Below are 12,976 nucleotides of genomic sequence, written 5' to 3'. Positions count from 1 at the left end.
CAGGGGCAATTCTGGAACATGGAGCCCGACATGGCCTCGTATCAATTCGTCTATCACATGGATGGCGTCTCCAAGACCTATCCCGGCGGCAAGAAGTGCTTTGAAAATATCCGCCTGAACTTCCTTCCCGGCGTGAAGATCGGTGTCGTCGGCGTCAACGGCGCCGGGAAATCGACCCTGCTGCGCATCATGGCCGGCTGGGACAAGGATTTCACCGGCGAGGCCTGGGCCGCCAAAGGCGCCAAAGTCGGCTATCTGCCGCAGGAACCGCAGCTGGACCCCGCGCTGGACGTGCGCGGCAATGTCATGCTGGGGGTTGCGGAGAAGCAGGCCAAGATCGACCGCTACAACGAACTGGCGATGAACTACTCGGACGAGACCGCCGAGGAGATGGCCAAGCTGCAGGACGAGATCGACGCCGAGAACCTCTGGGATCTCGACAGCCAGGTCGATGTGGCGATGGAGGCCCTGCGCTGCCCGCCTGATGACGCCAATGTCGAAACCCTCTCGGGCGGGGAACGCCGCCGGGTTGCGCTCTGCAAGCTGCTGCTTGAGGCGCCCGACATGCTGCTGCTCGACGAACCGACCAACCACCTCGACGCCGAGACCATCGCCTGGCTGCAAAAGCACCTGATCGAATACAAGGGCACGATCCTGATCGTGACCCACGACCGCTATTTCCTCGACGATATCACGAGCTGGATCCTCGAACTCGATCGCGGCCGCGGCATCCCCTACGAGGGCAACTATTCCAGCTGGCTGGAACAGAAGGCCAAGCGCATGGCGCAGGAAGCGCGTGAGGACAAGGCCAAGCAGAAGGTTCTGGAAAAGGAACTGGAATGGATCCGCGCCGGGGCCAAGGCCCGTCAGGCGAAATCCAAGGCCCGGATCCAGTCTTACGAGGAAATGGCCAACAAGACCGAGCGCGAGAAGATTTCGACCGCGCAGATCATCATCCCGAACGGCCCGCGTCTGGGCGGCAAGGTGATCGAGATCGAAGGCCTGACCAAGGCCTTCGGCGACAAGCTGCTGTTCGAGGACCTGTCCTTCGTGCTGCCGCCCGGTGGCATCGTGGGCGTCATCGGCCCGAACGGCGCCGGGAAATCGACGCTGTTCAAGCTGCTGACGGGGCAGGAAAAACCCGATGCCGGCACCATCACCTTCGGGGATACCGTCAAGCTGTCCTTCGTGGATCAGTCGCGCGACGCGCTGGACCCCAACAAGACCGTCTGGGAAGAAATCTCGGAAGGGCTTGAGGTCATCGAACTGGGCGACGCCACGATGAACAGCCGCGCCTATTGCGGGGCCTTCAACTTCAAGGGCGGCGACCAGCAGAAGAAGGTGGGCCTGCTGTCGGGCGGTGAGCGCAACCGCGTGCACATGGCCAAGCTGCTGCGCTCTGGCGGCAACGTCCTGCTGCTCGACGAACCGACCAACGACCTTGACGTGGAAACGCTGCAGGCGCTGGAAGCGGCCCTGGAAGAATTCGCAGGCTGCGCGGTCATCATCAGCCACGACCGCTTCTTCCTTGACCGGCTCTGCACCCATATCCTCGCCTTCGAAGGCGAAGGCCATGTGGAATGGTTCGAGGGCAACTTCGAAGCCTATGAGGAAGACAAGGTCCGTCGCCTCGGCCCGGATTCGATTGAACCGAAGCGCGTCAAATACAAAAAATTCACCCGCTGACCTTCGCGGTGTGACAACGGCATATGGCTTTGGGCCGGTGGGGGAAACCTCACCGTCCTTCTTCATGGGCGGGGCGCCCCTCGGCCGTGGCGGCGCGGCGGATGGCCGAAACACTGTGGCGGGATATCGGGGAAGCCGATCAAGGTTTGGGCGCACCGGCCAATGCCATGGGCCAAGCGGGTGGGCAGCCCTTGCCCGCCGCAACCATGTGGCCCAAAGCCAGACATCTGGCCCTCACTTCTGGCGGGCGTTCGGGAAACCGGGTTGTTGGCCGGGGCCCGGGAAATGGGCGCTGATTTCCATGTCCAAAGGCCGCTCTCCGAGACGCACGCCTTGCTGCATGAGAGAGGACAAAGGAACTTGGCCACATGCAGGGCGCCCTTTCGCGGCAGTCAACCAAACCCGGTCAGGGACGTCGGGCGACCTTCGCCCCCCGTATGTCCGAAGGCGCATTGCCTGCGAACAGCGCGGTGAAACCTCTGGGCGCCCCGCGCATTGGCGCGGCGGGCCGGGCGCAGGCCGCCTGTCTGGAACCGCTGCCGCCTGCGGGGCGTTGGCCTTGCGACAGCAAAAAGGAGGCTCACATGCGTGGCATTCTCGCCTGGGTGATCGGCATCCCGATCCCGATCATCATTCTGCTTTATCTTTTTGACGTATTCTGAACGGGCGCTCTGGCCGGGCTTACTCGGCCAGAGCGGCCAAAACCTCGGCGGCCAAGGCCTTCGCTTCGGCCGCCGCAGGGCCGCGCGCATCCAGCGCCGAAGCCCCCTGCCCCAGTGTTTCGGCATAGGCCACGCGCGCAGCAAGGCGCGACTTCGCCACCTGCGCCACGCCCTCTGCCGCCTTTGCCACCTCTTCCGCGAGACGGGTGCCCGCGCTCATCCGGTTCAGCACGATCAGCGCCCGCCCGCTTTCCCGCGCGACCAGATCAAGCACGCCATCGGTTGCCCAAAGATCCACATGGCTCGCCGCGACCGGCACCAAGACCAGATCCGCCTCGCGCAAGGCAGGGCGCAGATCGCTGTCGGCCTTGGGCGGGGTATCGACGATGACAATGTCATGCCGCCCCTTCAGCTTGCGGCATTCATAACCCACGCCCCAGGCCGAAGCGGTGGAAAACTCGACATCCGGCTCGCCCAGACGCTCGACCCGGGTCATGAACCAACGCCCGAGGCTGCCCTGAGGATCGCTGTCGAGCAGCGCCACCGACAGACCCTGCCGCACGAAAGCCCCCGCCAGCGTCACGGCAAGCGTGGTCTTGCCCGCCCCGCCCTTCTGTTGCGCGATGGTGATGACCTTGCCCATGCGAATCCCCCTTGCTGCGGCGCAGCGTAACGGGAAATCCCGCCGGGGCATAGCGATCTTGCGGCATCAGCGCCCAAGATGCTGCTCCACCGGCCCGGCTTGATAGGCACAGAGCGCCTCTTTCCCGGATGCAATACGCAATCCGTTCAGGTCGGCAACGATCCCACGGGCCAGAAGGGCGGTCAGCCCCTCTCCCACGGCCTCGGATACCCCGCCGGCAGGCAGTTCCAGCGGCACGCCACGCGCCGTCAGCTCGGCGACCATCTCCTCCACGCGGCGCTGGACGGCGCCCGGCGTCAGAGCCCCTTCGCGCAAAGCCGCCGCCACCAGCGGCACCGGCAATACCGGCACGACCTGCGCGACACGCGCCATAAGCGCCGTGCCCAGCCGTTCGGGGTCGGCAGTCTGATGCACCAGCCAGTCCCGCAACGACAGCGGCGCCCCGAAGCTGACGGCGGCGCTGCCAAAGCCGATATAGCTGCCCTTCCATTTGCGCCGCAGCATCCGCAGGGTGAAGCCGATCACGCCGAAAAGATTGCCACGAAAGCGCCGGTCGCCCCGCTGCGCGGCTTCAACCAACAGCCGGTCCTCAAGCACACGGTCATAGGCAATGCCCACCGGCACAAACACCACATCACGGTGATCGGGCCCGAAATCCTGCAGGATATAGGACAAAAGCCCCATCCGCGGCGCCCCGACCCGCCCGTCAAGGCTGAGGCCCCCTTCCGGGAAAATCGCCTGCGTCACCCCTTCCGCGGTGATCATCTGCACATAGCGCGCCAGCACACGGCGATAGAGGGTATTGCGCGAATTGCGCCGCACGAAGAAGGCGCCCATCGCCCGGATCATCGCCGAAAGCGGCCAGATCCGCGCCCATTCCCCCACCGCATAGGACAGGGCCGAACGGTTGGCGACAAGCCAGGTCACCAGCACGTAATCCATGTTACTGCGGTGATTCATCACGAAAACCACCGTCGCCTCACGGTCGATGGTCGCAAGGGCGGCGTCCACACGCCCGACATGGACCCGGTAGAACAGGCGCGAAAACCAACGGGCCAACCGCGTTGCCACCCCGAAATAGACCAGCGCGGAAAAGCCCGGCACGATTTCGCGCGCGGCCTTGCGCGCGGCCTGCAGCGCCACGGGTTCCGGCACGCCGGTGTCGCGCGCATGGTCCATCACGGCGCGGATCACCTGGGGATCATAGGTCAGCTGCACGATGCGATCCGCCCGCGCCATCAGGCGAAAGGGCTGAATCGGCCGCGCAAGGTGGGTATTGAGCCGCCCGATCAGCCGCTCGGCCCGTTTCCGCAGGAACCACCGTGCAGAGGGCATGAGCACGCGTTCCAACGCCGCGACGGCGGCGAGCAGAAGGGCCAGCACCACCAGCCAGAGCGGAAGTTCCACGGTCGATGTCATGGGCCGCAGCCTATGCGGTGCGACCTTCGCCGTAAACCCGGCCATGCCGCAGCGCGGCGAATTGACAGGGGCATATTCTTTCGCGCATAACTGCATCGCAGCAATAATATTTCCAACCCGATTCACGAGGCCCGCCATGACCCAAGCGCCCCAGATGCCGCAGAAGGAAGCCCCCTGGCTGTTCCGCACCTATGCCGGGCATTCCACGGCCCGGGCCTCGAATCAGCTCTACCGGACAAACCTTTCCAAAGGGCAAACGGGTCTGTCGGTGGCCTTCGATCTGCCCACGCAGACGGGCTATGACAGCGACCACGAACTGGCGCGCGGCGAGGTTGGCAAGGTCGGTGTGCCGGTATCCCATCTGGGCGACATGCGGATGCTCTTTGACCAGATCCCGCTGGAGCAGATGAATACCTCGATGACGATCAATGCCACCGCGCCTTGGCTGCTGGCCCTTTATATTGCGGTGGCCGAGGAACAAGGCGCCGATATCTCGCGTCTGCAGGGGACGGTGCAGAACGACCTCATCAAGGAATACCTGAGCCGGGGCACCTATATCTGCCCGCCGAAGCCCAGCCTGCGGATGATCACCGATGTGGCGGCCTATACGCAGCGGCACCTGCCGAAATGGAATCCGATGAACGTCTGTTCCTACCACCTGCAAGAGGCCGGGGCCACGCCCGAGCAAGAGCTGGCCTTTGCGCTGGCCACGGCCTGTGCCGTTCTGGACGACCTCAAGGGCAAGGTTCCGGCCGAAGATTTCCCGAATATGGTGGGGCGGATCTCCTTCTTCGTGAACGCGGGCATCCGGTTTGTGACCGAACTGTGCAAGATGCGCGCCTTCGTCGATCTGTGGGATGAGCTGTGCCGCGACCGTTATGGCATCACCGATGCGAAATACCGCCGTTTCCGCTATGGTGTGCAGGTCAACAGCCTTGGCCTGACGGAACAGCAGCCGGAAAACAACGTTTATCGCATCCTGATCGAGATGCTGGCGGTGACCCTGTCCAAGAAGGCACGCGCGCGCGCGGTGCAGCTTCCGGCCTGGAACGAGGCGCTTGGCCTGCCCCGCCCTTGGGATCAGCAATGGTCGCTGCGGATGCAGCAGATCCTGGCCTATGAGACGGACTTGCTGGAATATGACGATCTCTTTGACGGGAACCCGGCGATTGACCGCAAGGTTGCGGCGCTGAAGGACGGCGCGCGGCAGGAGTTGGCGCAGATCGACGCCATGGGCGGCGCGGTGGCGGCGATTGAGTATATGAAGAGCCGTCTGGTCGAGGCCAATGCCGAGCGTATTGCCCGGATCGAGGCGAAAGAGACCATCGTCGTCGGCGTGAACCGCTGGACCGAGGCCGCGCCCTCGCCGTTGACGGCGGGGGATGGAGCGATCATGGTGGTGGACGAGGCCGCCGAGCGTGATCAGGTCGAGCGTCTGCAAGCCTGGCGCGCGGGCCGTGATGAGGCCGCGGTGAAACAGGCGCTGGAGGCACTGCGGGCGGCCTGCCTGTCGGGGCAGAACGTGATGCCGGCCTCTATCGCTGCGGCCAAGGCCGGGGCGACGACGGGCGAATGGGGTGCCGTGGTGCGGGCGGCCTTTGGCGAATATCGTGCGCCGACGGGCGTGTCGCGCAGCCCCTCGAACCGGACGGAAGGGTTGGAGCCGATCCGCGAGGCCGTGGCCACGGCCTCAGCCCGGCTGGGGCGGCAGCTGAAATTCCTGGTGGGCAAGCCCGGTCTTGACGGCCATTCGAACGGTGCCGAGCAGATCGCCGCCCGTGCGCGCGACTGCGGCATGGATATCCATTACGAAGGCATCCGCCTGACCCCGGCCGAGATTGTTGCCGCGGCGGCGGCGGAAGAGGCGCATGTGGTGGGTCTGTCGATCCTTTCGGGCAGCCATCTGCCGCTGATCCGCGAGACGATGGAACGGATGCGGGCTGCGGGCCTTGACCATGTGCCGGTCGTGGTGGGCGGGATCATCCCCGAGGAGGATGCCGTGAAGCTGCGCGCAATGGGTGTGGCCGCGGTCTATACGCCCAAGGATTTCGAGCTGAACCGCATCATGCTGGACATTGTCGCGCTGGTGAACCCGGAGGCGGTGGCGGCAGAATGAAGGCAGGGGGCGCTCGCGCCCCCTCTGGCCTGACGGCCATTCACCCCCTGAGGATATTTTCAGACAGAAAATAGGAAGAAAAGAAAAACGCCCCGGGTTGGACCGGGGCGTTTTGCGTTTTGGGGCCGGATCAGGCGTGGATGGCGCCATCGCCGCAGGCAAGGGCGGCTTCGCGCACGGCCTCGCTATAGGTGGGGTGGGCGTGGCAGGTGAGCGCCAGATCCTGTGCCGCAGCGCCGAATTCCATGGCGACGCAGACTTCGTGGATCAGGTCACCGGCGGCGGGGCCGACGATATGGCAGCCGAGGATACGGTCGGTTTCCTTGTCAGCCAGCATCTTGACGAAGCCTTCGCCCTGGAAGACGGCCTTGGCGCGGCCATTGCCCATGAAGCTGAACTTGCCGACCTTATAGGCGCGGCCTTCGGCCTTGAGCTGGTCTTCGGTCTTGCCGACGGTCGCCACCTCGGGCGTGGTATAGACGACACCGGGAATGACGTCATAGTTCACATGGCCGTGCTTGCCCGCGAGGATTTCGGCCAGAGCCATGCCTTCGTCTTCGGCCTTGTGGGCGAGCATCGGGCCGATGATGGCGTCGCCGATGGCGTAGATGCCCTTCACGCTGGTGGCGAAATGGCCATTGGTCTTGACCTGGCCGCGGGGCTCCATCTCGACGCCGAGCGCGTCAAGGCCGAGGCCTGCGACATAGGGTTTGCGGCCAGTGGCGACGAGGACGACATCGGCCTCGATCTCATGCGCGCTGTCGTCCTTGCGGAGCTTGTAGGCGACCTTGGCCCCGGTGGCGGTGCGTTCGGTGCCCTGGACGGCGGCACCCAGCACGAATTTGAGGCCCTGTTTGGCGAGGATCTTCTGGAAGGCCTTGGCCACTTCGGTATCCATGCCGGGGGTGATGCCGTCGAGATATTCGACCACGGTCACCTTGGCGCCGAGGCGGGCATAGACCGACCCCATTTCGAGGCCGATGACGCCGGCGCCGATCACCACCATGGATTTCGGGATTTCGGTAAGGGCGAGCGCGCCGGTGGAGGTGACAACCACCTCTTCATCGACGGTGACGCCCGGCAGGCTTGCGGGTTCGGAGCCGGTAGCGATGACGATATGCTTTGCGGTATGGGTGTCTTCGCCGACCTTCACCTGACCGGCGGCCGGGATTGTGCCCCAGCCCTTGAGCCAGGTGACCTTGTTCTTCTTGAAGAGGAATTCGATCCCCTTGGTATTGCCGGTGATGACATCCTGTTTGTAGGCCTGCATCTTCGCCCAATCCACGGTCGGATGCGCGCCCATCAGGCCCATCTTTTCGAAATTCTCATGCACTTCGTGCAGGTGGTGGGTGGCGTTGAGCAGCGCTTTCGACGGGATGCAGCCCACGTTGAGGCAGGTGCCGCCCAGTGTTTCGCGCCCTTCGACCACGGCGGTCTTGAGGCCCAGCTGCGCGCAGCGGATGGCGCAGACATAGCCACCGGGGCCGCCGCCGATCACGATCACATCGAATTCTGCCATTTCGGTCTCCTGTGGTGTCGAAGACCGGGGGCTGTCTGCCCCCGGACCCCCGAGGATATTTTGCCAAGATGAAAGCGGTCAGATCAGGCTGGCCACGATCATGGTAAGGGTTGCGAAGAAGCCGATGCCCCAGATGGCCGAGCGCCAGGGGCGCCAGCCGAGGGCATAGGCCGGAACATAGAGGATGCGGGCGCCAAGGTAGATCCAAGCGGCGGTCTGCGTGACCGGGCTGGATTGCTGGCCGAGCGTCACGACCACCACGGCGAGGGTAAAGAGGATCAGCCCTTCGAAATGGTTGTTCATCGCGCGTTGCAGCCGGGCGGTGACCCTCGACATGGACCGCGAGGGCGGGACGTCGCGCGCCGAGGAGGTATAGCCCACGCCGAGTTCCCGGTTGGCCGGGACTGCGAAGGTCGCAAATTGCACGGCCTGCAGCAGGCCCGCGAGGGCAAGGGCGGTGAGTTCGGGGGTCATGCGCGGCTCGGACGGTTGGGGCCGACGTCCCACCGCGGAGAGCCCTGCCCCGGCAATGCGGGCCGGGCCGGGAGGGTGAGTGCGGGAAGGGACAGGTCGTCGGTCATGGGCGGGGCCCCGGCATCTTTTGGCGCGACGGAACGGGGGCCGACGGCCCCCGCGAGGGGAGGGTTCGGGGGCGGTATTGCCGCCCCCGAGCAGGATCACAGATCCATCAGCAGGCGGCGCGGATCTTCCAGCGCGTCCTTGACTCGGACGAGGAAGGTCACGGCGCCTTTGCCGTCGACGATGCGGTGATCGTAGCTGAGGGCAAGATACATCATCGGGCGGATCACGATCTGGCCGTTCACCACGACCGGACGGTCCTGGATCTTGTGCATCCCGAGGATCCCCGATTGCGGCGGGTTCAGGATGGGCGAGGACATGAGCGAACCATAGACGCCGCCGTTCGAGATGGTGAACGAGCCGCCCGCCATTTCGGCCATCGAAAGCTTGCCGTCACGGGCGCGGATGCCCAGTTCGGCGATCTTCTTTTCGATCGCGGCAAAGCCCATCTGATCGGCATCACGCACCACCGGCACCACAAGACCCGAGGGCGTGCCCACGGCCACGCCCATATGGACGTAGTTCTTGTAGACGATGTCGGTGCCGTCGATTTCGGCGTTCACCTCGGGGACTTCCTTCAGCGCGTGGCAGCAGGCCTTCACGAAGAAGGACATGAAGCCCATCTTCACGCCGTGCTTCTTCTCGAAGGCGTCCTTGTAGGTGTTGCGCAGCTCCATGATGCCGGACATGTCCACCTCATTGTAGGTGGTGAGCATGGCGGCAGTGTTCTGGCTGTCCTTCAGGCGGCGCGCGATGGTCTGGCGCAGCTTGGTCATCTTCACCCGTTCTTCGCGGGCGGCGTCATCGGCCGGGACCGGGGCGCGCGGAATGGCGACCGGGGCGGCCGCGACGGCCGCAGCCACGGGGGCGGCGGCAGCAGCGGCAGCCTTGGCAACGTCTTCCTTCATGATGCGGCCATCCCGACCCGAACCCTGCACCTGATCGGCCGACAGACCGGCCTCGGCCAGCGCCTTCTTGGCCGAGGGGGCGTTTTCGACATCGGCGCGGGCGGCGGGCACTTCGGGACCGGCGCCGGGCGAATTCACCGCGGCGGCCTGTTCGATCTTGGGATCGACAGTCACCGGGGCGGGGGCGGCACCGGCGGCACCTTCGGCGATGGTGGCCAGCAGCGCGGCGGCGGCGACGGTTTCGCCTTCCTGCGCCAGGATTTCGCCCAGAACACCAGCTGCGGGCGAGGGAACATCCAGGCTCACCTTGTCGGTTTCCAGCTCGCACAGGATCTCGTCCACGGCGACGGTATCGCCGGGCTTCTTGAACCAGGTTGCGATGGTCGCCTCGGTGACGCTTTCGCCAAGGGCGGGGACGCGGACTTCAACGGTCATTTTATTACTTCCCTTCCGAAGACAGCGCATCGTTCACGAGCGCTTCCTGTTCAGCTTTGTGTTTGGAGGCGAGGCCGGTTGCGGGCGAGGCCGAAGCCTTGCGGCCAGCATAGCGGGCACGCTTCGACGCGCCGCCGACCTGGGCCAGCACCTGCTCGATATTGGGTTCGACGAAGGTCCAGTAGCCCTGGTTCTTGGGTTCTTCCTGGCACCAGACCACCTCGGCCTGCGGGAAGCGCGACAGTTCGGCGCGCAGCGAGGCTTCGGGGAACGGATAGAGCTGTTCCACGCGCAGCAGATAGACATCGTCCAAACCGCGGGCATCGCGTTCCGCCAGCAGGTCGTAATAGACCTTGCCCGAACACAGCACGACGCGCTTGATCTGGTCATCGGCCTTCAGCACCTGCTTGGAATTGCCCTTCTGGGCGTCATCCCACAGCACACGGTGGAAGAACGAGCCGGTGGTGAAGTCCTCGGCGCGCGAAATGCAAAGCGGGTGGCGCAGCAGCGATTTCGGCGTCATCAGGATCAGCGGCTTGCGGAAATCGCGGTGCAGCTGGCGGCGCAGGATGTGGAAGTAGTTCGCCGGGGTCGAGCAATTCGCCACGATCCAGTTATCCTGCGCAGACAGCTGGAGGAAGCGCTCCGGACGCGCCGAAGAGTGTTCCGGCCCCTGCCCTTCAAAGCCATGCGGCAGCAGCACAACAAGGCCCGACATCCGCAGCCATTTCGATTCGCCCGAGTTGATGAACTGGTCGAACATGATCTGCGCGCCGTTGGCGAAATCGCCGAACTGGGCTTCCCACAGGGTCAGCGCATTCGGCTCTGCCAGCGAATAGCCGTATTCAAAGCCCAGCACCGCATATTCCGAGAGCATCGAGTCGATGACCTCATACCGCGCCTGACCCGGGCGGATGTGGTTCAGCGGGTAGTAGCGTTCCTCGGTGGTCTGGTCGATCAGGCCCGAATGGCGCTGCGAGAAGGTGCCGCGGGTGCAGTCCTGACCGGCAAGACGCACCGGGAAGCCTTCGACCTGCAGCGACCCGAAGGCCAGCGCCTCGGCGGTGGCCCAGTCAAAGCCTTCGCCGGTTTCGAACATCTTCTTCTTGGTTTCCAGCTGACGCGCCACGGTCTTGTGGATGTCGAACCCGTCAGGCACGCGGGTCAGCGCGGCGCCCACTTCGGCCAAGGTTTCCGGCGCGATCGAGGTCTTGCCGGGGGTGTAGTTGCCGCCATCGGTCGAGAGGTTCTTCCAGCGGCCATCCAGCCAGTCGGCCTTGTTGGGCTTGTAGTCCTTGCCGGCCTCGAACTCTTCGTTCAGGCGCGCCTGGAAGGCGGCCTTCATATCCTCGATCTCGCCTTCCGGGATCAGGCCGTCCTTGACCAGACGCTCGGTATAGAGCTGGAGCGTGGTCTTGTGCTTCTTGATCCGGTTGTACATGACCGGGTTGGTGAACATCGGCTCATCGCCTTCGTTGTGACCGAAGCGGCGGTAGCAGAAGATGTCCAGAACCACGTCCTTGTGGAAGGTCTGGCGGAATTCGGTCGCCACGCGGGCGGCATGGACCACGGCCTCGGGGTCATCACCGTTCACGTGGAAGATCGGCGCTTCCACCATCAGCGCGATATCCGTCGGATAGGGCGAGGTGCGCGAGAAATGCGGCGCGGTGGTAAAGCCGATCTGGTTGTTCACGACGATGTGGATGCAGCCGCCGGTGCGGTGCCCCTTGATGCCCGACAGCTGCAGACATTCGGCCACGACGCCCTGCCCCGCAAAGGCAGCATCGCCATGCAGCAGGATCGGCAGCACCGAGGTGCGGTCCGTGTGGTCGCCCTTTTGGTCCTGCTTGGCGCGCACCTTGCCCAGCACCACCGGGTTCACGGCTTCAAGGTGCGAGGGGTTGGCGGTCAGCGACAGGTGAACCGTATTGCCATCAAACGACCGGTCCGACGAGGCGCCGAGGTGGTATTTCACGTCGCCCGACCCATCGACATCCTCGGGCTTGAACGAGCCGCCCTGGAATTCGTTGAAGATCGCGCGATAGGGCTTGCCCATCACATTGGCGAGGATGTTCAGACGGCCGCGGTGCGGCATGCCGATGACGATTTCCTTCACACCCAGCGCACCGCCGCGCTTGATGATCTGTTCCATCGCCGGGATCAGCGCCTCGCCCCCGTCCAGGCCGAAGCGCTTGGTGCCCATGTATTTCACATGGAGGAATTTCTCATAGCCCTCGGCCTCGACCAGCTTGTTCAGGATGGCGCGACGGCCTTCGCGGGTGAACTGGATTTCCTTGCCGTAGCCCTCGATCCGCTCTTTCAGCCAGGCGGCCTCTTCAGGGTTCGAGATATGCATGTATTGCAGCGCGAAGGTGCCGCAGTAGGTGCGCTTCACGATGTCGATGATCTGGCGCATCGAGGCATGGGTCAGGCCCAGCACATTGTCGATGAAGATCGGGCGATCCATGTCGGCTTCGGTGAAGCCGTAGGATTTCGGGTCCAGCTCGGGATGGGCCGAGGCGTCACGCATCCCCAGCGGATCGATGTCGGCGGCCAGGTGGCCGCGGATCCGGTAGGCGCGGATGATCATGATGGCGCGGATCGAATCCAGCACGGCGCGCTGGATCTGGTCCTGCGACAACTGCACCCCGGCTTCGGCCGCCTTTTCCGCGATCTTCTTGCCCGCGCCCTTGGCCTCTTTCGGGGCCAGCGGCCATTCGCCGGTCAGGGCGGCGGTCAGGTCATCGGCAGCGGTCGGCGGCCAGTCGGCGCGGGCCCAGCTGGGGCCGGCGGCGGCGCGCTTGGCGTCCAGCTCGCTTTCACCCAGCGCCGCGAAGAAGGCGGCCCAGGCGGCATCCACCGAATTCGGATCGGCGGCATAGCGGGCCTGAAGCTGGTCGATGTAATCGGCATTCGCGCCATCCATGAAGGATTGGGCGTGGAACGCGGCGTTGGGGGTCTGATCGGTCATCGGCGTTATCCTTGAAGGGTCTGGGCCGGAGGTCTGTG

The 12,976-nt window shown here is 64.6% G+C and carries 9 protein-coding genes; 3 read left to right on the top strand and 6 right to left on the bottom strand.

The genetic code is table 11. The features are described 5' to 3' along the window. Window positions 1-30 precede the first annotated feature (30 nt). Window positions 31-1,686, top strand: coding sequence for an energy-dependent translational throttle protein EttA (ettA, locus tag IE101_RS07680; protein ID WP_189633242.1), 1,656 nt, complete (start codon window positions 31-33; stop codon window positions 1,684-1,686). Between the two features lie 368 nt (window positions 1,687-2,054). Then, the gene (locus IE101_RS07675) at window positions 2,055-2,348 is read left to right on the top strand and encodes a hypothetical protein (RefSeq protein ID WP_189633385.1); all 294 of its coding nucleotides are present in this window, start codon (window positions 2,055-2,057) and stop codon (window positions 2,346-2,348) included. A gap of 19 nt (window positions 2,349-2,367) precedes the next feature. On the opposite strand, the gene parA is transcribed toward IE101_RS07675, so the two are convergent. Further along, window positions 2,368-2,991 carry a ParA family partition ATPase gene (parA, locus tag IE101_RS07670; RefSeq protein ID WP_189633241.1) on the bottom strand — a complete coding sequence of 208 codons (624 nt, stop codon included), beginning with the start codon at window positions 2,989-2,991 and terminating at the stop codon, window positions 2,368-2,370. Window positions 2,992-3,057: 66 nt separating this feature from the next. After that, a complete protein-coding gene (locus IE101_RS07665; RefSeq protein ID WP_189633240.1) occupies window positions 3,058-4,410 on the bottom strand; it encodes a 1-acyl-sn-glycerol-3-phosphate acyltransferase in 1,353 nt (450 codons plus the stop codon). Between the two features lie 154 nt (window positions 4,411-4,564). Between IE101_RS07665 and IE101_RS07660 the strand changes: the two genes are divergently transcribed. Continuing rightward, the gene (locus tag IE101_RS07660; RefSeq protein ID WP_189633372.1) at window positions 4,565-6,526 is read left to right on the top strand and encodes a methylmalonyl-CoA mutase family protein; all 1,962 of its coding nucleotides are present in this window, start codon (window positions 4,565-4,567) and stop codon (window positions 6,524-6,526) included. Between the two features lie 130 nt (window positions 6,527-6,656). On the opposite strand, the gene lpdA is transcribed toward IE101_RS07660, so the two are convergent. The 4 genes from lpdA to IE101_RS07640 form a co-directional block, all read right to left on the bottom strand. Then, window positions 6,657-8,045 carry a dihydrolipoyl dehydrogenase gene (lpdA, locus tag IE101_RS07655; protein ID WP_189633239.1) on the bottom strand — a complete coding sequence of 463 codons (1,389 nt, stop codon included), beginning with the start codon at window positions 8,043-8,045 and terminating at the stop codon, window positions 6,657-6,659. A 78-nt stretch (window positions 8,046-8,123) separates the two neighbouring features. Further along, window positions 8,124-8,519, bottom strand: a complete 396-nt coding sequence (locus IE101_RS07650; protein ID WP_189633238.1) for an MAPEG family protein — start codon at window positions 8,517-8,519, stop codon at window positions 8,124-8,126. Window positions 8,520-8,722: 203 nt separating this feature from the next. Continuing rightward, the gene (gene odhB, locus IE101_RS07645) at window positions 8,723-9,967 is read right to left on the bottom strand and encodes a 2-oxoglutarate dehydrogenase complex dihydrolipoyllysine-residue succinyltransferase (RefSeq protein WP_373296080.1); all 1,245 of its coding nucleotides are present in this window, start codon (window positions 9,965-9,967) and stop codon (window positions 8,723-8,725) included. A gap of 4 nt (window positions 9,968-9,971) precedes the next feature. Further along, on the bottom strand, window positions 9,972-12,938 hold the full coding sequence (locus IE101_RS07640) for a 2-oxoglutarate dehydrogenase E1 component (RefSeq protein ID WP_189633237.1): 2,967 nt from the start codon (window positions 12,936-12,938) through the stop codon (window positions 9,972-9,974). Window positions 12,939-12,976: the final 38 nt, after the last annotated feature.

The organism is Gemmobacter lanyuensis (assembly GCF_014652355.1).
Classification (GTDB): Bacteria; Pseudomonadota; Alphaproteobacteria; order Rhodobacterales; family Rhodobacteraceae; genus Gemmobacter; species Gemmobacter lanyuensis.
This window is presented reverse-complemented; position numbering and strand designations above follow the sequence as displayed.